The organism is Arthrobacter sp. Soil762 (assembly GCF_001428335.1).
Taxonomy (GTDB): domain Bacteria; phylum Actinomycetota; class Actinomycetes; order Actinomycetales; family Micrococcaceae; genus Arthrobacter.
Map to the genome: position 1 here is coordinate 141,174 of NZ_LMSG01000002.1, position 20,121 is coordinate 161,294.

20 protein-coding genes are annotated in these 20,121 nt (G+C 66.2%); 7 read left to right on the forward strand and 13 right to left on the reverse strand.

Annotated features, from left to right (window positions below):
* Position 1 precedes the first annotated feature (1 nt).
* Positions 2-502, forward strand: a complete 501-nt coding sequence (locus ASG77_RS05230) for a hypothetical protein (RefSeq protein ID WP_235564331.1) — start codon at positions 2-4, stop codon at positions 500-502.
* Here the strand turns inward: ASG77_RS05230 and ASG77_RS05235 are convergent.
* The 6 genes from ASG77_RS05235 to ASG77_RS05260 all read right to left on the reverse strand — a co-directional run bounded on the left by ASG77_RS05235 (position 499) and on the right by ASG77_RS05260 (position 6,592).
* Positions 499-1,962, reverse strand: coding sequence for an amidohydrolase (locus tag ASG77_RS05235; protein ID WP_056342028.1), 1,464 nt, complete (start codon positions 1,960-1,962; stop codon positions 499-501). The genes ASG77_RS05230 and ASG77_RS05235 overlap by 4 nt on opposite strands.
* A 109-nt stretch (positions 1,963-2,071) precedes the next feature.
* Entirely contained in the window at positions 2,072-2,458 is a 387-nt protein-coding gene (locus ASG77_RS05240) for an RNA-binding S4 domain-containing protein (protein WP_056342031.1), read from the reverse strand.
* 99 nt (positions 2,459-2,557) lie between these two features.
* Positions 2,558-3,217: a GntR family transcriptional regulator gene (locus ASG77_RS05245; protein WP_056342034.1), complete on the reverse strand. Its 660-nt coding sequence runs from the start codon at positions 3,215-3,217 to the stop codon at positions 2,558-2,560.
* Between the two features lie 116 nt (positions 3,218-3,333).
* Positions 3,334-4,341 (reverse strand): transketolase family protein, encoded by a 1,008-nt coding sequence (locus ASG77_RS05250; protein WP_056342037.1) that lies wholly within the window; start codon positions 4,339-4,341, stop codon positions 3,334-3,336.
* Positions 4,338-5,204, reverse strand: coding sequence for a transketolase (locus ASG77_RS05255; RefSeq protein ID WP_056342040.1), 867 nt, complete (start codon positions 5,202-5,204; stop codon positions 4,338-4,340). Before ASG77_RS05255 ends, ASG77_RS05250 begins: the two co-directional genes overlap by 4 nt.
* Before the next feature lie 50 nt (positions 5,205-5,254).
* Positions 5,255-6,592 (reverse strand): MFS transporter, encoded by a 1,338-nt coding sequence (locus ASG77_RS05260; protein ID WP_056342043.1) that lies wholly within the window; start codon positions 6,590-6,592, stop codon positions 5,255-5,257.
* A gap of 187 nt (positions 6,593-6,779) precedes the next feature.
* Between ASG77_RS05260 and ASG77_RS05265 the strand changes: the two genes are divergently transcribed.
* From ASG77_RS05265 to ASG77_RS05280, 4 genes are all read left to right on the forward strand, one after another.
* Positions 6,780-7,604: a sugar phosphate isomerase/epimerase family protein gene (locus ASG77_RS05265; RefSeq protein WP_056342046.1), complete on the forward strand. Its 825-nt coding sequence runs from the start codon at positions 6,780-6,782 to the stop codon at positions 7,602-7,604.
* A 98-nt stretch (positions 7,605-7,702) separates the two neighbouring features.
* Positions 7,703-8,479: an SDR family NAD(P)-dependent oxidoreductase gene (locus ASG77_RS05270; protein ID WP_056342049.1), complete on the forward strand. Its 777-nt coding sequence runs from the start codon at positions 7,703-7,705 to the stop codon at positions 8,477-8,479.
* 44 nt (positions 8,480-8,523) lie between these two features.
* Positions 8,524-10,302, forward strand: coding sequence for a dihydroxyacetone kinase family protein (locus tag ASG77_RS05275; RefSeq protein WP_056342052.1), 1,779 nt, complete (start codon positions 8,524-8,526; stop codon positions 10,300-10,302).
* Positions 10,299-10,802 carry an RpiB/LacA/LacB family sugar-phosphate isomerase gene (locus ASG77_RS05280; RefSeq protein WP_200950663.1) on the forward strand — a complete coding sequence of 168 codons (504 nt, stop codon included), beginning with the start codon at positions 10,299-10,301 and terminating at the stop codon, positions 10,800-10,802. The genes ASG77_RS05275 and ASG77_RS05280 overlap by 4 nt, the downstream gene beginning before the upstream one ends.
* A gap of 103 nt (positions 10,803-10,905) precedes the next feature.
* On the opposite strand, the gene ASG77_RS05285 is transcribed toward ASG77_RS05280, so the two are convergent.
* From ASG77_RS05285 to ASG77_RS05295, 3 genes are all read right to left on the reverse strand, one after another.
* Positions 10,906-11,910, reverse strand: coding sequence for an aldo/keto reductase family protein (locus tag ASG77_RS05285; RefSeq protein WP_056342056.1), 1,005 nt, complete (start codon positions 11,908-11,910; stop codon positions 10,906-10,908).
* A 78-nt stretch (positions 11,911-11,988) separates the two neighbouring features.
* Positions 11,989-13,053: an aldo/keto reductase gene (locus tag ASG77_RS05290; protein WP_056342059.1), complete on the reverse strand. Its 1,065-nt coding sequence runs from the start codon at positions 13,051-13,053 to the stop codon at positions 11,989-11,991.
* A 172-nt stretch (positions 13,054-13,225) separates the two neighbouring features.
* Positions 13,226-13,993, reverse strand: coding sequence for a hypothetical protein (locus ASG77_RS05295; RefSeq protein WP_056342063.1), 768 nt, complete (start codon positions 13,991-13,993; stop codon positions 13,226-13,228).
* Positions 13,994-14,223: 230 nt separating this feature from the next.
* On the opposite strand from ASG77_RS05295, the gene ASG77_RS05300 reads away from it, so the two are divergent.
* On the forward strand, positions 14,224-14,625 hold the full coding sequence (locus ASG77_RS05300; protein WP_056342066.1) for a YchJ family protein: 402 nt from the start codon (positions 14,224-14,226) through the stop codon (positions 14,623-14,625).
* Here the strand turns inward: ASG77_RS05300 and ASG77_RS05305 are convergent.
* The 4 genes from ASG77_RS05305 to ASG77_RS05320 all read right to left on the reverse strand — a co-directional run bounded on the left by ASG77_RS05305 (position 14,622) and on the right by ASG77_RS05320 (position 18,449).
* Complete coding sequence (locus ASG77_RS05305; RefSeq protein WP_056342069.1) at positions 14,622-15,428, reverse strand: hypothetical protein; 807 nt, start codon at positions 15,426-15,428, stop codon at positions 14,622-14,624. The genes ASG77_RS05300 and ASG77_RS05305 overlap by 4 nt on opposite strands.
* 51 nt (positions 15,429-15,479) lie before the next feature.
* Positions 15,480-17,510, reverse strand: a complete 2,031-nt coding sequence (locus ASG77_RS05310) for an acyl-CoA dehydrogenase family protein (protein WP_056342072.1) — start codon at positions 17,508-17,510, stop codon at positions 15,480-15,482.
* A 62-nt stretch (positions 17,511-17,572) separates the two neighbouring features.
* On the reverse strand, positions 17,573-17,872 hold the full coding sequence (locus ASG77_RS05315; protein ID WP_056342075.1) for a hypothetical protein: 300 nt from the start codon (positions 17,870-17,872) through the stop codon (positions 17,573-17,575).
* A gap of 172 nt (positions 17,873-18,044) precedes the next feature.
* Positions 18,045-18,449, reverse strand: a complete 405-nt coding sequence (locus ASG77_RS05320; RefSeq protein WP_056342078.1) for a PepSY domain-containing protein — start codon at positions 18,447-18,449, stop codon at positions 18,045-18,047.
* A 151-nt stretch (positions 18,450-18,600) separates the two neighbouring features.
* Between ASG77_RS05320 and ASG77_RS05325 the strand changes: the two genes are divergently transcribed.
* Positions 18,601-20,061 (forward strand): DUF3375 family protein, encoded by a 1,461-nt coding sequence (locus ASG77_RS05325; protein WP_056342081.1) that lies wholly within the window; start codon positions 18,601-18,603, stop codon positions 20,059-20,061.
* Positions 20,062-20,121: the final 60 nt, after the last annotated feature.

Genomic DNA, 20,121 nt, shown 5'->3' on the forward strand with positions numbered 1-20,121 from the left:
GATGAACAGGAAAACGCTCAAGTCCGACGGCTTTGCCGGCTTCCGGAGCTTCGACAGCCTTGAGATCATCAGGGTTCCGCAGGGCACCGGGGTGTTCGCCGTCCTCCGGCCGAATGAGTTCGAGCCGCATTTCCTGAAGATCAGCACCGCCGGGACCTTTAAGAAAAAGAATCCCACCCTGCCGGCGGACGCCATATGGGCTGAATGGGTGGACGGCGCGGACATTCTCTATATTGGCAAAGCCGGGCCGGGGAGCAAGGGCAACCGGGGTCTCCGGAATCAGATCAAGGAGTTCCTGGATTTTGGGCGGGGCAGGCCGCCGGGCCATTGGGACGGCCGCCTCATCTGGCAGCTGACCCACACCGATGAACTCATCATGGCGTGGAAAGAGCTCCCTGCCGAGGAAGTGAGCCAGGCTGAGGCCGCGTACCACGCTGCCTTCCTCGCGGACCACGGCAAGCTGCCGTTCGCGAATCTCGTGCAGGCCAAAGTGCGGAACTAAGCCAGGCCGCCGTCGTACGTGAAGCGGCCGGCCACCAGCGTTGCCGCAACCGGCATGGCGGCGAATTTCGGGTCCGGCGAGGTCAGCGGATCGGCGTCGAGCACCACCAGGTCCGCCGGGTCCCCGACCCGAATCCGGCTGCGGCCCCTGGCTGAAGCGGTAAGTGCCTGCCCCCGGCTGATGCATTCCTGGGGATGCCATGGCCCGCGGGCATCCTGCCGGGACCTGGTGGTGGCCGCCGACATCGCGGCCCACGGATCCAGCGGCGCAACCGGTGCGTCAGAACCCAGCGCCAACGTGGCTCCGGCGTCGAGGAGGGATCTCAGCGGAAACGCCCGCTGCGTGCGGCCGCCCCAGTTGGACTCCGCGGCGTCCCGGTCATCCAGTGCATGCACCGGCTGCACGCTGGCCGTAACTCCCAAAGGTCCAAAGCGGGCCAGATCCTCCGTCCGGACAAACTGCGCGTGCTCAATCCGGCCGCCGATCCCGGCGCGCTCGAAGGCATCCAGTGCCGCCTGGTTGGCGCCATCCCCGATGGCATGGACCGCCGGGACAAAGCCGTATTCCCGCGCCTGCCGAAGCAGCGACACCAAGTCGTCAAAGCTGACAGTCAGCAGCCCGTAGCCGCCGTCGGGGTACGGGTCCACACAAAACGCCGTCCGTGTATTCAGCGAACCGTCGATGAGCACCTTCAGCGGACCGGCCCGCAGGAGCCCCTTGCCGCCGTCGAGCTCCATGCCTGTGCGCATGCCGTCGTTGTGGGCCCGCTCCAGGTCCTCGGGGTAGACGCCGGCCTCCACCCTCAGGCTGTTGAATCCACCGGCGATGCGGCGCAGCCAGGCGTCGCGGTTCCAGGTCATCTCGAAATCGACTATGCCCACGATGCCACGGGCGGATGCCGCCCGGGCCGCATCGCGGACCCAGCCGTCAACCACCAAATCCGGAAGTTTGCCCAGCTCACGGGTCAGCGCAAAGGCAGGTTCCTCCCGGAGCAGGCCGCCGGCATCAACCTTCACCCCGTAGCGCCGGGCGGCAGCGCTGTTCAGCCAGACACAATGCAGGTCGTGGCTGATCAGGGCGGTGGCCTGGCTGCCGGTGGCGGCGTCGAGCATTTCCAGAGTGGGGACGTCCGCCCACAGGGCGTCGCGGAAGCCCACCCCCACCGTGGTGACCGAAGGATCGGCGTCGCGAACAGAAAGTCCGACGTCGGCGGCAGCGTCGTGCGCGGATGCGGCGGCGGACAGGTCCGGCCTGTTTGAGTGCAGTGCCCACTGGGTCATGTGGACGTGCTCGTCCCAGAGCCCTGGAATAACGTAGCGCCCATCCAGGCTGAGCACGCGGGCGCCGCCAGGGATTCCCTCGCCGGCGCTGATCCGCGTCACCACGCCATCAACGATGTAAAGGTCCGAGACGGTGTCCTCGCCGGGCTGTCGGACGGAGGTCAGGACGATGTTGTTCACAGTTCCAATTCTGCTAGCTCGGTCGCGGAGCAGGACTCTGACCCGACGGGAACATTGATGAAGGGTTTCGCAGCAGTTCCCACGTACCGAGGCTGCCGGCCTCGAGGGCCTAGGTTGCGGGGCCCTTGAGCCGTTCCATCTCGCGGCGGTCCTTCTTGGTGGGACGTCCCGCGCCACGGTCGCGCTGCGGGAGGCCCAGTGCCGGCGCCACCGGCCTTGGCGGCGTGTGGTCGGTGAAGCAGTGCGAAGCCACCTCTGCGCCGACGCGTTTGGCGATCAGGCGGCGGACTTCGAGGGTGCGTTCGAAGCCGGACATCCGCACGGTGACGGTGTCGCCCGTGACCAGAGTAGCCGAGGCTTTGGCCGGGCTTCCGTTCAGCCGCACGTGCCCGGCCCGGCACGACGCGGTGGCGGCAGAGCGTGTCTTGTAGGCGCGGATCGCCCACAGCCACGCATCAATGCGGACGCTGGCGGGGGAGGACGGAAGGATGGTCATGGCTGGCACCGAGTATACGGCGTCGGTCTCCTACGGTCCCTCCCGGAAAATACACAGCCGCGAGCGGCAGGCTGCCCGGGCTGTTCTAAGTCCGCTGCCCTACGCCACAAGGTTCGCAGCAGCGGTGTCCATGTGTTCGCGGATTGTGTTCCGGGCCAGCGAGGCGTCTCCGGTCTCGATGGCGGTGACGATGTCGTAATGACGGTCCACGCTCATGTTCTTCACACCTTTGTCCCTGCCCGCGAACATGATGGACATCCGGATGGACCCTTCCAGCGACTCCCAGGAATGCAGCAGGGTTTCGTTGCCGGTCAGGCGGCACAGGGTCCGATGGAATTCCAGATCCGATTCGATGCGTTCCTGCAGGCTGGCCTTCTCTGCGGCGGCCATGGCTTCAATGGCGGCCCGCAGCGAGGTGATGACGTGCTCCCGGTCCGGGAGTTCGCACAGGGTGCGGGCCGCAAGGGATTCAAGTGCTGCCCGGACGGAGTAGATGTCGCGGATTTCCTTCTCATCCAGGTGCCGGACGGAAAGCCGGCCCCGGGGCCCGGGGGAGAGGAGGCCTTCCTGTTCGAGTTGGCGCAGCGCTTCCCGCAACGTGCCGCGGCTGATCTGGAGCATTTCCGACAGCTCGGTTTCCACCAGGTGCCGCCCCGGCTCCAGCTCGCCGCTGGTGATGGCGGCGCGCAGTGCCGAGAGGGCCTGCTCGCGAAGGCTCTTCTTTTGCAGTCCCAGCAGCGATGCTGTTGCTCCGGCCATCGTGATACTTCCTCAATGTCAGGGGTCAACTGTTTACAGTCGATGTGTTAACTGTCGATGGTACGCCAGAAGCGCGGCCCCGGCCGGGACGGCTCCGCGCTTCCGGCGAAACGCTTCTACTTCAGTTCGGCGAGGACTTTCGCGACGATTTTTTCGACGGTGAGTCCGTAGCGGTCGTGGAGGGTGGGCAGGGCGCCGGCGTCGAGGAACTCATCCGGCAGCGCCACCGGCACTACCCTCTTGCCGAGCCCCACGGTGACGACGGCGGAGGCGACGGTCTCGAAGAGGCCGCCGGTCACGCTGTGGTTTTCCAGGGTCACGGCGAGGCGATCGGTGTTGATTTCGGCCAGGACGGTGGCGGCGTCGAACGGTTTGATGGTGGGTGTGTGGACGACGGCGACGTCCACGTTGTGTGCCGCGAGGGCTTTCGCTGCCTGCAGGGCGCGCATGGTCATCAGCCCGGAGGAGATGAAGACAACGTCGTTGCCGCCGCGCAAAACCTTGGCTTTGCCGAGCTCGAAGGTGTAGTCGTATTCGTCCAGGACCGTGGGCACGTTGCCGCGGAGCAGGCGCAGGTAGGTGGGTCCGTCGCTGGCGGCGAGTTGGGGGACGGCCTGTTCGATGTCGATCGAGTCGCAGGGGTCCACGATCGTCAGGTTGGGCATGCCGCGGAAGATGGCCATGTCCTCGGTGGCCTGGTGGCTGGGTCCGTAGCCGGTGGTAAGGCCCGGGAGCCCCCCGACGATGTTGACGTTCAGGTTGGGTTCGGCGCTGTCGAGGCAGAGGAAATCGTAGGCGCGGCGTGCGGCGAACACGGAGTACGTGGACGCGAACGGGATCAGGCCCGTCTCGGCTAGGCCCGCGGCGGCACCGAAGAGCAGCTGTTCGGCCATTCCCATTTGGAAGAACCGTTCGGGGTAGGCCTGGGCGAAGATGTGCATGTCGGTGTATTTGCCGAGGTCCGCGGTAAGGCCCACAATTTTGTCGTTCTCCTGCGCGGCTTTGACGAGCGCATGCCCGAAAGGTGCGGAGGCAGTTTTCTGGCCGGGGTCGGCGAAGGACGCGATCATTGCCGACGTCTTCAGCTTGGGGGCAGCGCCTGTGGTGGCGGTGGCGGTGCTCATCGGGCGTCCTTTCCTTCGTATCCTGCAGTCAGCTGTTCGCGGCAGGTCTGCCATTCGTGTTCTTCGATGCGCATAAAGTGCGCCTTTTCGCGCTCCTCCAGCAGCGGGACGCCGCGGCCCACCTTCGTGTCACAAAGGATCACGGAGGGACGTCCGACGGCAGCGGCCTGGGCGGCTGCGTTGTCGAACGCTGCGAGCAGCGAGCCGACGTCGTTCCCGTCCACACGCTGGGTGTACCAGCCGAATGCTTCCCATTTTTCGGTCACGGGCTCGGTGCGGAGGACTGTGTCGGTTTTGCCGTCGGCCTGCAGGGCGTTGATGTCCACCATGGCGGTGAGGTTCCCGAGCTGGTGGTGGTGGGCGCCCATGGCGGCCTCCCAGGTGGAGCCTTCGTCGAGTTCGCCGTCGGAGAGGAAGTTGTAGACCCTGGCGTTGGAGTCCTGGTAGCGCAGGCCCAGGGCCATGCCGACGGCGATGGGCAGGCCGTGGCCCAGGGATCCGCCGGAGATTTCCATGCCGGGGGTGTAGGTGGACATTCCGGACATCGGCAGCCGGGAGTCGTCCGAGCCGTATGTTTCGAGTTCGGCTACGGGGATGGTGCCGGCTTCGGCCAATGCCGCGTAGTGCCCGATCGCATAATGCCCGGTGGAGAGCAGGAACCGGTCCCGGGCGTCCCATTCCGGGTCATCGGCGCGGAAGCGGAGCTGGTCGGAGTACGCGGTGGCCAGCATGTCTGCCGCGCCGAGGGCCTGGCCCACATAGCCCTGGCCCTGCACCTCGCCCATGTTCAAAGCGTGATGCCGGATCCGGTACGCAGCGGCGCCGACGCGCTCAAGGCGTTCCGCAGCCGTTTCCTGGATCATGCGTTCCTTCTGGGGGAGTTCGTGTGAGTGCAGTTCCTGAGTCGCAGTCATCAGACGCTCACTGACTGCGGCGTGCTTTTGGTGGCCTCATCTGCCAGCTGCCGTTCGCGCTTGCCCCAGGTCTCCCGGGTGACAAGGGCCGCCCACAGGCCGATGGCTGCGTAGAAGCTGAAGAGGACGGCAGGACCCATCCAGCCCAGGGAAACGAACAGGAGCGTGGTGACAAAGGGCGTGAATCCCGAGACCATGGCGGAGATCTGGTAGGCCAGCGAGGCGCCGGAGGAGCGGGTCTTGGCCTGGAACAGTTCGGGGAACCATGGGCCCTGGGCGCCGGCAAGGGAGTTCTGGCAGACGGCGTAGGAGATCACAATGGTGGCGATCACGAAGATGAACATTCCGGTGTTCACCAGCAGGAACATGGGGATGCCGAACAGCACGGCGAAGGCTGTGGACCAGATGTACAGGGGGCGGCGGCCGATCCTGTCCGTGAGCCTTGCCCAGGCCATGGTGGCAAAGATGCCGATGAAAGACGCGATGCAGAGTGCCACGAGGGTCTGGGTCTTGTCTGCCAACTGCTGGGTGTGCAGGTAGGAAATCATGTAGGTGATGGAAACGGCGTACCCGGCGGTCTCGGCAATGCGGAGGCCGATGCCCCGGACGATGCTGCGCCAGTCCGTCTTGATGACCTCGATGATCGGGGACTTGACGATGGAGCCGCTCTCCTTGACCTCGTCGAAGACTGGTGATTCCGGGACCTTCGAACGGATGATCAGGCCGACGGCCACCAGCACAATGCTGGCCAGGAACGGGACGCGCCAGGCGAGTTCGCCGCCCAGGTTCACGCTGACCAGGAAGACAAGGTTCGCCAGGAGCAGGCCCACGGGGAAGCCGGCCTGGACGATGCCGGTGTACTTGCCCTTGGACTTCCAGGGCGCGTGCTCGTAGCTCATCAGGATGGCGCCGCCCCATTCAGCGCCGAAGGCCAGGCCCTGGACCACGCGGACGAAGACCAGCAGGGCTGGGGCCAGCAGGCCAACCTGCTCGTAGGTGGGCAGGAGCCCGATGAGGAACGTGGCCACACCCATGAGGATCAGGGAGGCCACCAGGACAGGTTTGCGGCCCACCTTGTCGCCAAGGTGCCCGCCGATGATGCCGCCGATCGGGCGGGCGGCGAAACCGACGCCAAGCGTGGCGAAGGCTGCCAGCGTGCCCGTCACCGGGTCGCCGGTGGGGAAGAACGCCGCGCCGAAGTACAGTGCAGCCGCGGTGCCGAAGCCGATGAAGTCATACGTCTCGATGACGGCGCCAACGCCGGACCCGATTGCGACGCGCTTTGCGTCCTTTGTGCCATGCACGTGGCCGCGCATTTTCAGAGCTTCATTGCTCATAGCTGTTTTCCCTTTCGAAGAGCAGGAACGCTTCCGCGCCACCGCTGTCGACTGTTAACAAATGATATGCCAGTGTGACCCGGGTCATGCTTCATTGTCAACAGTCAATGTTGGAGGTTGACTGTTGACAATGAATTAATTTACAGTGATTCACATCACCACCCGCTCGTTCAGAGGATCAACGACGATGTTCAACTCACGACTCGGCTGCTCGTCCATCAGCTTCAGGCATCAGGACCTGCGGGCCGCCCTGCGTACCATCAGCGGCCTGGGCTTCGAAGAGATCGACCTCGGCGCCCTCCCGGGGGTGTGCGACCACGTCCCGTACAACCTCGATGACGCGGCCGTCACCGCTGTGACTGCGGAAGTTGCCGCTTCCGGGCTGCGGGTCCGTTCCGTCAACGGAGATATCGGCGACCTCAACGCAGTGCTCGACGCCCGCCAGCATGCTGCCCGCGAACGGCACCTGGAGGCGCTGCTCACCCTCACGGCCAACACCGGCGCGAAAGCGCTGGTCCTCCCCTGCGGAGCGCTGAGCCACGAACCGGTCCGGAGCCTTGACGAGGACCTGGACGAAATTGCGGCCCAACTCATCCACGCCGGGCAGCGTGCAGCGGAGTTCGGCGTCGAACTCTGGACCGAATCCCTCCACTTCCTGCGGTTCTGCTGGAACCTTGAACGCGCGGAACTGCTTGCCCGGCGGCTGGCGGGTACCGGCGTCGGAATTGTCATGGACTTCAGCCACATCGTCGCCGCCGGCGAAGATCCGCTGGAGTACCTCGAACGCCACCAGGGCCGGATTTCCCACGTCCATCTCCGTGATGCGGTGCCGGGCAACATCAACCTCAGCATCGGCAACGGCAACGCGGACTTCGCCGCGGGGCTGCGTGCGCTGGCGGCCGGCGGCTACACGGGCCATTTCTCCCTCGAGCTCGAAACCCGCGACGTCACGCACGACGAACGTCCCGCTGTCGCCGCCAAAGCGGCCAGCTACATCACCGACCTTCTCTGACCATCGATTGCTCCGTAGACGCCCTTTGGGACCCTCAAAACGGCGCTTATGGAGCAATCGATTCCACCAACAGGCACATCACCCACCCAAGGAGCATCATGACCACCACCATCCAACGCACCGCCGTCCTCACCGGGGCAACCTCGGACCGCGGCATCGGCATCACCACCGCCCGCCGCTACGCCAGCCAAGGCTGGGCGGTGGTGATCCTGGACCTCGACGGCGAGAAGTCCGCCAAGGTCGCCGCCGACATCGGCAACGAGTTCAACGTGCCTGCCTTCGGCCACGAGATCGACGTCGCCAACGAAGGCTCCGTCAACACCGCCTACGCAGCAGTCAAGGCGGAGATTACTGCTGGCATCCTGCCCCCGGTCGGAGCCCTCGCCAACATCGCCGGCATCACCTCCCCGGTCCCGTTCCTGGAGACCACGCTGGACCTCTGGCACAAGGTGATGGATGTCAACGCCACCGGAACCTACCTGGTCACCAAGGCGTTCCTGCCGGACATGATCGCCAACGGCTGGGGCCGGATCGTCAACATGTCCTCGGTCTCCGCACAGCGCGGCGGCGGCGTGTTCGGCAAGGTCCCCTACTCAGCAGCCAAGGCCGCGATCCTGGGCCTCACCAAGGCGTTGGCCCGGGAAATCGGCGCCACCGGCGTCACCGTTAACGCCATCACTCCCGGCGCCGTGGACACCAACATCCGCGTGGGCAGCACGGACGAGCAGGAAGCCGCCATCAACGCCGGCATTCCGCTGGGCCGTAACGCCACCACCGAAGAGATCGCGGCCGTCATCACGTTCCTGTCCTCCGAGGAATCCGCGTACCTCACCGGAACCACCATCGACATCAACGGCGGAAGCCACATCCACTAACAGCGCTCCACCCAGAAGACTAAGTCCACGTCAGAGAGCCCACTATGACCAAGATTTTCAACAATCCCTCCGAATTCGCAGAAGAGGCCCTTGCCGGATTCTGCGACGTCCATTCCGGGCTGGTTCGCCAGGTCCCCGGCGGCGCCGTGCGGCGCCACCGCCCCGCCTCGCCCAAGGTGGCGGTCCTCGCCGGCGGCGGTTCCGGACACTACCCGGCGTTCGCCGGGCTGATCGGCACCGGACTGGCCGACGGCGCCGTGGTGGGCAACATCTTCACGTCGCCTTCGGCGCAGCAGGCCTACGCCGTGGCCAAGTCCGCTGATTCGGGCGCCGGCGTTGTCTTCACCTACGGCAACTACGCCGGGGACGTGATGAACTTCGGCATGGCCAGCGAACGCCTCGCCGCCGAAGGGATCCAGGTTGAAAACGTCCTGGTCACGGACGACATCGCCAGCGCGCCGCCGTCGGAATCCGACAAACGCCGCGGCATCGCCGGTGACTTCACGGTTTTCAAGATCATGGGCGCCGCAGCTGAAGCGGGCGCTGACCTGGCCGACGTCGTCCGCCTGGGCCGGAAGGCCAACAGCCTGACGCGGACCATCGGCAGTGCTTTCCATGGCTGCACGTTCCCCGGCGCCGACACGCCGCTGTTTACGCTCCAGGACAAGCAGATGGGCCTCGGCCTGGGAATCCACGGCGAGCCCGGCCTGTTCGACACCGATTTGCCGTCCGCCAAGGAACTCGGCCAGGAATTTGTGTCCCGGCTGCTGGCCGAAACCCCGCCCGGTGCCGGTGACCGGCTTGCAGTGATCCTCAACGGGCTGGGGTCCACAAAGCACGAGGAGCTCTTTGTCCTCTGGCTGACCGTGGCCCCGCTCCTCCGCGACGCCGGCTACACCCTGGTGATGCCCGAGGTGGGGGAGCTCGTCACCAGCCTCGACATGTCCGGCGTCTCCCTCACCATCACCTGGCTGGACGAGGAGCTGGAACCGCTCTGGACGGCGCCCGCGGAAACCCCTGCCTACCGCCGGGGAACTGCCGTCGTCCAGTCAGGGGACGCCTCCGGCCAGGAAACGTCCGACGCCGGGACCGCCGACGTGCCATTCGAGGCCGACGCCGACTCCCGCACCTACGCTGTCCAGTGCGTGGCTGCGCTCGAAGCCGTCCGCCGATCGCTGCATGCGGCCGAGTCGCGGCTGGGCGACCTCGATGCCGTTGCCGGCGACGGCGACCACGGCCGAGGAATGGTCCGCGGGATCGACGCCGCCGCCACAGCAGGTGCCGCGGCGGGTACCCGGGGTGCCGGGGCGGGCTCGGTCCTGATCGCCGCCGGTGACGCCTGGGCAGACAAGGCCGGCGGCACCTCCGGGGTTCTATGGGGCGCGGGGCTGCGGGCGTTGGGCGAATCGCTGGGGAACCAGCGGATCCCTGGCGCCGAGGAGCTGGCGGCCGGCATGAGCGCCTTCGCTGCCAGAATCACTGACCTGGGGAAGGCCGGACCGGGCGACAAGACCATGGTGGATGCGCTCCTGCCGTTCACGGAAGCCTTCACCCGGCTGGTGCAGGAGGGTGCAGAACCGCGTCAGGCTTGGGCTTCCGCGGCCCATGACGCGGTGGCTGCGGCCGAGGCCACGGCCGCACTCCGCCCGCTGAAGGGACGGGCGCGGCCACTGGCGGAGAAGAGCCTGGGCACGCCAGACCCCGGAGCCACATCCCTCGCCATGATTTTCACGGTCATGGGGCCGTTTCTGGCGGATTCTGGCCAGTCCGGCTCCAGCCAATCACCCATCACATCCAACCAGACCGCAAGGGCGCTTTCATGACCACGGATCCAGCAACCCCCACAGCAACGCCGGGACTGCGCCTGGTCCTGGGCGCCGATGAGGCCGGCGTCGACTACAAAAACCGCATCCTGGCCGACCTGCAGGCCGATCCGAGGATCAGTGAAATCATCGACATCGGGGTCAACCGGAGCGACGCACCGGAGGACTTCGTCAGGCCCTACCCGTACGTGGGCATCGCGGCGGGAGAGCTGATCCGCGACGGGCATGCCGACCGTGCCATTCTGTTCTGCGGCACGGGAATCGGCGTGGCCATAGCCGCCAACAAGGTGGACGGAATCCGCGCCACCACGGCCCACGATTCCTTCTCGGTGGAGCGGTCCGTCCTGTCCAACGGCTGCCAGGTCCTCACCATGGGGCAGCGGGTTGTGGGCGTGGAACTGGCCAGCAGGCTGGCCGGCGAATGGATCGGCTACACATTTGATCCGAGCTCTGCTTCGGCGGACAAGGTCAAGGTGCTCACGGACTTCGAGGGATGCTGAGCCTTCAGGAGCACAGGCCCAGCCCGGAGTTTTTGTCCAGATAATGGGGCCATCCCGTGCGTTTCCGGCCATTATCTGGACAAGAACTCCAGGAGAGGGGCTCCTAGGCTTCGCGCGTGGCGGGGGACTTGGTCTGCGCCGGATCGCGTTCCGCGAGAGGGCCGATGACGTCGTCGATCTTCTTCATGGTCTCCGGCTCCAGTGTCACGCCAGCCGCGGCCACAGTGTCCGCGAGCTGCCCAGGGCGGGACGCGCCCACGATGGCGGAGGCAACGTTCGGGTTCTGCAGCACCCAGGCAACCGCGAGTTGGGGCATGGAGAGCCCTGCTTCCGCTGCGATCGGCTTGAGGTCCTGGACGCCGGCGAGGACGTCGTCACGCATCCAGCGCTCGATCATCCGGGCGCCGCCCTTGTCATCAGTGGCGCGGCTGCCCGCAGGTGCTGGCTGGCCGGGCAGGTACTTGCCGCTCAGCACGCCCTGCGCCATGGGGGACCAGACAATCTGGGACATGCCCAGTTCTTCGGACGCCGGCACCACCTCGGACTCAATGACGCGCCACAGCATGGAGTACTGGGGCTGGTTGGAGATCAGCTGGAAACCCAGTTCCTTGGACAGTTCGTGGCCGTCGCGGAGCTGGTCGGCGGTCCATTCGCTGACGCCGATGTACAGCGCCTTGCCCTGCCTCACAATGTCCGCGAACGCCTGCATGGTCTCTTCCAGCGGCGTCTCGAAGTCGTAGCGGTGGGCCTGGTAGAGGTCCACATAGTCCGTCTGGAGCCGGCTGAGTGAGCCGTTGATCGACTCCATGATGTGCTTGCGGGAGAGTCCCACATCGTTTTTGCCCTTGGGGCCGGTGGGGCCGTAGACCTTGGTGAAGATTTCCAGCGACTCGCGGCGTTCGCCCTTCAGCGCCTCGCCGAGGACGGTTTCCGCAGCGGTGTTCGCGTAGACATCCGCCGTGTCGAACGTGCTGATGCCGGCGTCGAGCGCTGCCCGTACGCACTGGGTGGCGACGTCGTTCTCCACCTGCGAGCCGTGCGTCAGCCAGTTGCCGAACGTGATTTCCGAGACTTTAAGGCCGCTGTTTCCGAGGTATCTGAATTCCATGGTTTCCACGCTAGCGGAGATAGTTATTGAGGGAAAGGGCTTTCCGCAACGTACGACGGCGGTGCGGCGGCCCCGCGATCAGCGGCGGCGGAGTTCCGCGTACTCCAGGGAAGGCACTATCGCCCCGGCGTCGCGCTCCACGAAGTTGGTCCCGGGCGGCACCAGTTCGTCGATCGCATCCAGCACGGACTCGCCCAGAAGTGTGTCCGCTGCCGTGAGATACGCCTTGAGATGGTCTTCGGTGCGCGGGCCGATGATCACACTGCTGACGGCGGGATGGTTCAGCGCGAACCCGATGGACAGTTCCACGAGCGAGATCTCCAGCTTGTCGGCCAGCCGGGCCAGCGCGTCCGCAGCAAGCAGCTTCCGTTCGCTGGAAGGCCCCGAAATGTCGTAGCGTCCCGGAAGTGAATGGACTCGGGTTGGCGGTTTGCCGGCATCGAGGACAAACTCGCCGGACAACCAGCCCCCGGCCAGCGGACCGTAGGCGAGTACACCCAGGCCGTACTGCTGCGCAATGGGCAGGACATCGCGTTCGTTGCCGCGGACCAGCATCGAATAGGGGACCTGGTTGGCTACGGGCGGGATCAGGTGGTTGGTGGTGGCCAGCCACTGGGCCTCCACGAGCTGCGCCGGGGTGAACACCGAGGTGCCGTAGTAGAGGATCTTTCCCTGCCGGATGAGGTCGTTCAGGGCGGTGATGGTCTCGAGCACGTCGGTGTTGTAGTCCGGCCGGTGCGCCTGGTACAGATCGATCCGGTCCGTCTGCAGCCGGCGAAGGCTGCCCTCCACCGCCTGCATGATCCAGCGCCGGGAGTTCCCCGAGTGGGCCGGGTTGGCGCTCATCTGCCCGTGGAACTTGGTGGCCAGGAAGACGTCGTCGCGGCGGCCGCGGAGCGCGCGGCCCACCACCTGTTCGGACTCCCCCTGGGAGTACACGTCGGCGGTGTCCACCGCGGTGATGCCGGAGTCGAGGGCGCTCTGGATGATGCGGATGCTTTCATCCGCGCCGGTGGGGGCGCCGCCTGCCTGGGGGCCGCCGGCCGCGCCGCCCGGCCCTTCGCCAAAGTTCATGGTGCCCAGTGTGAGCGGGCTGACGGGCGTGCCGGACCGCCCGAACACACGAAGTTCGCTGAGGCTCATTCCCCGGCTCCTCACAGTCGATTTTCCACGCGGATTGCTGTGGATCGTCACGACGCTACACAAATTCGACGCTGTGCTGCAGGACAGCGCCATGGTGCTTCGCTTTTCTTAGCACGGGGTAACGCGGGCCGGGGCAGTGACGGTTTGTGACGGCCCGGGAGCCGCACGGTCCTCAGCTCCGGTCGGCAGGCAGCTTTGCCTTGAGGACGTTCGCGTGGCCGGACAACGACACCAGCGAGCCGGTGTCCAGCAGGGACAGGGGCGCGGGGGCGGGCGGCTTCGTGAAGGAGCGGGCGGCCCCAAGGCCGGCGCTCTCACGGCTGGGGTCGCGGTCGGAATTGTCCCGCGCAGGGTTGTCCTGGTGCAGCGCCGACTCCACCAACGGAGCCACCGCTTCCACCTTCGCTGCGGGAACGGAGGGGCCGGGAAGATCGCGGACCGAGATCTTGATTTCGGGGGCGGCGGCCCGGGCGCGCGCCATGGCCCGGGCATCCGCTTCGGCCACCGCGGCAGCCCAGTCCTCGGCGAGCACCGGGGGTTCCTTGCGGGCGGCGGTGAGCAGCGGGTGGTGCTCCACCGCATCGTGGAAGCGGGGCCGGAGTCCGGACGGTTTCAGGAAGGTGCGGCCGTCCCGCAGGACCTTGCGCCAGTCGCGCAGAGCAATCTTGCCGCCAGTGGAGGCGGCAGCGCCGTCGTCGTGCGTTTCAACGGGGGCGCCCGACGGCGGCACGGACTCCCCGGTCAGGCGGACCAGGGGGAGGGTTTCGTTTTTGGGGAGCCGTCCCAAGAGGGCCATGACGGTCAGCACAAACAGCCGCCCGACGCCGGCAAGCAGCAGGGTGATGACAACCAGCAGGAACAGGCCCAGGAACATCAGGAGCGCCAGGCCGAGCGTGCCGAAAAAAGTCAGGTTGAGAGCGATCGTCGTTGAATCTCCCACGTCATCTCTCCTCTCTGCCGGCGGCGGAGTCCGTCCCGGCACTCAACACCACGGGCAACAGCCCTCCTCCACCTTACGGACTATTTTTCGGTCCTGCCGCTCCCGGGCGGGGTTCGTCCGAGGTTGTTTCGAAGCTGTTACCGGATATGACCACACCGGCTGCGGCCTATAGTCGGAAGGGACCCACGAGGCCGCCGGAAAGCGGTCCGGACAACCGCGACAGGAGCACCATGCCCGAGAATCCGAGCACCGCCGGCCCGTGCGTTTGCCTGTCCGGCGAGACCTACGCGGACTGCTGCGGGCGCTTCCACAATGGCGGGGCCGAAGCAGCCACGGCGGAGCAGCTGATGCGCTCCCGCTACAGCGCATTTGTCCTGCTGGACGCCGAATACCTCCGGAAAACCTGGCACCCGGTTACCGCGCCTTCGGATCTGGAGCTGGACCCGGCCATGGAGTGGCGCCGGCTGGATATCCTCTCCACGAGCCGCGGCGGCCCTCTGGATACGGAAGGGACCGTGGAGTTCAAGGCCCACTTCCGGCACGACGGCGAACGCGGCGTCCACCACGAGACCAGCCGCTTTGTCCGGGAGAACCGCCGCTGGTACTACGTCGACGCCGTGATGCTCGCCTAGGCCCCGCTGTACGTTTCGTCCGGGGTGAAGCCGGCGCGGTCCACCTTGCGGTGGAAGTGCATGCCCGCCAGGCCGCCTAGGACGGCACCCACCAGCGCAACCAGGGCCACCACAACGGCGGCAATGATGCTGGTGAGCGTCAGTTCGCCTTCGTTGATGGGGATCCGGGGGAAGCTGTTCAGGTTGGCCAGGACGTTGAACTGCTGGCCGGCGATGATGCCCAGCAGGGCAATCACAACCGCGGCGATCAGCGCCCAGATCCATACCATAAACCCCTGCCGGGCACCGTTGAACCGTGCCATCCGGCCGGCAACGTAGCCGCCGGAGTAGTAGGAGACGAACAGGATCACCAGCAGGACGATGATGCCCACCAGCCCCACGGCGCCGTTCGTCGTCACTTGGTTGACGGCCTCGTTCACGTCGGTGTTGTTCGCCAGGCCCACCGCGGTTCCGGCTGCGGCCACAAACGCTGTGAGCAGGACGGCCATGCCGGTGGCAGCGAGCCAGCCGAAAAAGGCCGAGCCCACTTTGATGCCGCCGAACTGTTCCTTCTCCCTGGCTACGGCCGTCTGCTGGTCGGTCAGGCGCGGATCCGTAAGGCGGGGATCCAGCACCGAAGCGTCGGCCACCGGCGCTTGGCCTGCCGGGGCATAGCCCTGCTCGGCATAGGGCGCCGGCGTCTGATCGAAGGCGCGCGTGGGCTCGCCACTGGCGAAGGAGTGATCACGAGCAGTTTCATTCCGTAGATTCTTGTTCCGCGTCGTCGGCGGAACTCTGTCCTCTGGATCCCTTTGGTTGCTCATGGGTCAACTCAACCACTGGTGACCAGCGATAACAAGGATGCTTATGAGTTGCTAGCGGTACTGCCGGTGCAGGTTTTCCTTGGTGGACGCCCCCGGCGTGGCATCGGCGATCCACGGGCCGGTGCCCTCCGACGGATCCAGTACGCCCGCCTCAAGCCAGGTGTATTCCCCGGCCAGGACCTTGCGCGAGAGGATATGGTCGCCGTCGTCCGTGTTCCGCCACAGCTGGTCAAAGTACTCGTCAATCCGGACGCGGGCCTGCTCGCAATATGCCTCTGCCAGTTCGTAGGCGCTGGCGGCATGTTCCGGCGTGGTGCGAAGGATCATTTCGGCCCGTGAACAGCATGCGGCCATGGCGAACAGCTCGGCGCCGATGTCCACAACCCGGCCCAGGAACGCCTGCTTGTACTCCAGCTTCGCCTGCCAGCGCCCCATGCCGTAGAACGTCTGGCGGGCCAGCCGGCGCGAGGACCGCTCCACGAAGCGCAGCTGCTTGGCCAGCCTGCCGAAGTCGCTGTACGACCGGGGATCCATTCCGGCGCCGGCCACCAGTTTGGGCAGCCAGCGGGCATAAAAACCTGAAGCCCCGACGGCGGCCCTCGCCTTGTCCTGGAGGCTCGCGTCCACGGACGCAAGGTCGCCCGCGGCGGCCAGGTGGGCGTCCACGGCTTCCCGGGCGATGAGGAGTTTCATGATCTCCGAGGAGCCCTCGAAGATCCGGTTGATCCGGAGGTCGCGCAGCTGCTGCTCGGCCGGAACCGCGCGTTCTCCCCGGGCTTCCAAGGACTCCGCCGTCTCGAAGCCACGGCCGCCGCGGATCTGGACCAGTTCGTCGGCGATCCGGTAGCTGATCTCGGAGGACCACAGCTTGGCCAGGGCAGCCTCGATCCGCACGTCCTTCTGCCCGGCGTCGGCGAGTTCCGCGGACAGTTCGAAGACGGCGTCCAGGGCGAAGGCGGACGCGGCGATGAAGGCGATCTTCTTGCCCACGGCCTCGTGCTTGCCCACCGGCTGGCCCCACTGCGTGCGGGCGTTGGACCATTCCCGGGCGATCTTCAGGCTCCAGCGGCCGGACGCGACGCACAACGCCGGCAGGGAAAGCCGGCCCGTGTTCAGCGTGGTGAGGGCGATCTTCAGGCCCTGGCCCTCGCGGCCCAGCCTGTTTGCCGCAGGCACCCGCACCTGGTGGAAGCGGGTGACGCCGTTTTCGATCCCACGCAGCCCCATAAACGTGTTGCGGTTCTCCACGGTGATGCCGGGGGAGTCCATTTCCACCACAAAGGCGCTGATGCCGCCCTTATGTTCGGTGCCGTCCGCATCGGTGTGGGCCGGCACCACGGCCATCACCACCACCAGCTCGGCGATCACACCGTTGGTGGTCCAAAGTTTCACGCCGTCCAGGACGTAACTCCCGCCGTCGTCCGTGGGAACGGCGGTGCTGCCCATCCGGGCGGGATCGCTGCCCACGTCCGGTTCCGTCAGGAGGAAAGCCGTGATGGCGCCGGCGGCGCAGCGCGGCAGGTACTCGCGTTTCTGGTCCGGCGTGCCAAAGACCTTCACGGGCTCGGGGACGCCGATGGACTGGTGCGCGGAGATCAGGGCGCCAATGCTCGGGTGGACGCTGCCGAGCAGCGCCAGGGCCCGGCCGTAGTAGACCAGGGACAAGCCGAGTCCGCCGTACTCCTGCGGGATTTTCATACCAAAGACGCCCAGGCCCGCCAGGCCCTGGAGGTACTCGTCCGGGATCCGCGCATCGCGTTCGATCACGCGCCCGGACATGGTGCGGGCGTACGTGGTGAGGCGCTCCATGAAGGCCTCACCGCGTTCCACGTCATCGGCGTTCGCTTTCGGCCAGGGGTGGATGAGGCTGAGGTCGAAATTCCCCAGGTAGAGTCCCTTGGCGAAGCTGGGCCGGTCCCAGTCGAGTTCGCGGGAGGCCTCAGCAAGTGCCCGGGCGTCCGCCGCGGTGGCTTCGGGCCCGATATTGGCCGAGGCGACGGGGACTTCCGCGTCAGGGGCATCCGTGGCAGGAACGTCGGTGGCAGGTGGGTTCGTGGCGGGACTGTCAGTGGCGAAGCTCATGGGTATCTCCTCTGACCGGGATGGCCGGTTCAAGCCATGGATCCGCCGGGTTGGAGAACCCTTCAGCTGTCTCTCAACATTACCCGCGGGTAGCTTCCAGTGCTAGGGGATGGCTGGCCCTGGAAGTCCCCCGGGGATCCGGTGGAGGCGTGGTGGACCAGCCTGTCCCAGCCGTGGTTGATCCCGTGGACCACCGTCAGCAGCGTCGTGTAGGCGAGGAACCAGGCGAGCTTGCCCACGCCAACCATGACCAGGGCCAGGAAGCCCGCTGTCAGGACGAAACCCACCAGAACCAGGGCAAACACCAGGGTTCCGATGAACACCATGGTGGCCGTCTCCACTGCACTTAAGTCGAACTGCATTGTTCCCCCTGCTGCGCCGTTGCTTCGGTTGAGATCAGTAGCATGAGCGTAGGGGGTGCTTAGGCGTCCCAGCCAGACCTGCCCCGCCGTCACGGCGGGTTGATGCGGGATCGCAATGCTACCGGGACGTAGGTCACGGAGCGGTCGCGGAAGTCACTGTCCGCGCTTGCCTTTAGTCGTCGTCGAACTCCGGGGCGGCCTGGTTCAGGACCGCGAAGTCGGCGCCGAGCCCCACTTCAACCTGGGAACCGTTGTCCAGCCTGACTTCAACCTCGTACGCAACGTTCCCGTCATTTTCCCGCTCCACCTCGATGACACTGCCCTGGCCCACCTTGGCCAATGCGGCGTTCGCGGCCTGGTCCCGGTCCGCAGTGTTAAGTGGTGCCGGATTGGATTCCTCGTCCCGTTCGGTCCCCGGGACGGTGGACACCGGCACCGACCGGTCGACGTTGACCCCGATCTTGCTCAAGGGCTGATCTCCGCTGGTCCGCGTGCTCGCAGCGACCGCCACTGTCGCGCCACCCAGAATCACGGCCGCAGCCGCCAGGCCGGTGATCAGTGCAGCTTTTTCACCCATGACAAACTCCTCTCAGGTGATCTGAACAGTGTGGTCCCGCGGCCAGCAAGGTACAACGATTATTCGGTCGCGGGGCCTGCGTTAACCTTGTAGTTGGCAGTTTTCGCTATCCGCGCTGCCCAACCATCCCCCAGCAGCTGAAGGAGAGTGCGTGCCCCCCTCCGCCAGGTCATCCGCTGACGCGATCAGTGCCCGGCTCCGGGACCTCGAAATCCTCACAAAGGGACCCGCCTGGGCCCTGACGCGCTCGGCGCCCTGGGTGATCGCGGTGCTGCAGGCATCCTTTACCCGCACCCGTCCGCAGCTTCCGCTCGAGGAGTTCCACGCCGACGTCGACTCCTTCCTTGAGCAGCTCCGGCGCCAGGAGTCCGGGCCGGGTGGTGCCGTCATCGGCACGTCGTCCGGCAGGAACTACGCGGACGAGTGGACACGAAAGCACTTCCTGACGCGCCGGAACCAGTCGGGGCAGATCGTTTACGAGGTGACCGAGCCGGCCGCCCGCGTGCTCGCCTTCCTGGACAGCCTCTCCAGCGAGCGGTCCACGCTGAACGGTTCCCGGCTGGGCACGCTCCTGGGCGACGTGGAGAAGCTGGCCAATGAGACCAATCCGGACCAGAGTGCCCGGCTGGAATCCTTGGAGGACGAGATCGGGGAACGGCAGCAGCTGATCCGGGACATCAGCTCCGGCGACTTTGACGGCCTGCTGGACGACGACGAAGCGGTGGAAGCCGCCGGGAACATCCTGGACCTGGCCGCCAGCCTGCCCGCCGACTACAAAAAGATGCGCGACCGCATCGAGGAACTGGTGGGCGAGCTGCGCAACCAGATCATCGAGGAGTCGCTGAGCAAGGGTGCCACCATGGCGCAGGTGCTCGACGCCGACAAGCGGCTGCGGCAGAGCCCCGAGGGCAGGACCTTCCGCTCCTTCACAGCGTTCCTGGAAGACCCGCAGCAGCAGGTCCGGTTCCGCTCGGCGATCGGCGAAGTCCTCAGCCGGCAGTTCGCCGACGACCTTTCGCCGGAGGACCGGGAAACGCTCAAGAACCTGGTGGCCGAGCTCCGCCACCAGCACAGCCAGATCCAGCGGATTTACGGCAAGCTCAGCGAAAGCCTGAACACCTACGTCCAGAGCGACGACTTCCGCCAGTCCGTCCGTCTCCGGAAGGTCCTGCGGGAGGCCGAGCAGGCCATCAGGTCCTTGCCGTATGAACGCGAACGGCCGGGACTGGTCCGCGGTCCGGTGCTGTTCAACGCCGGGTTCGAATCGCTGGCCATGGTCAAGCTCTACGACCCTGACGAGTTCGCCGTCCCGCCCAAGCTGGCTGACCCCATCGCCTTCAGCGACTCAGACCGCGTGCGCTCGCCGAGGACGGGCAAAGCACGTCCCGACGCTATCCGGGCCGCCGTGGCCGGCGCGTCCACCCTGGCCGAGGCCTGGGTCCAGCTGCCGCCGGAGGAACAGCACATCAACTCCATCCGCGCACTCCTCTCGCACGCCCTCCAGGAAGGCGCGGCCTTTGACCGCGACGCCTGGGATGGCCTGGACTACGAACAGATCGACGGCACCACCCGCACGGCGTACCTGCCGGTGGTCACCCTCAAGAAGGATTGACGATGACTGAAGAATTTACGACGGCGGCACCACTGGTGGTCGAGCCTGGGGCCACGCCTG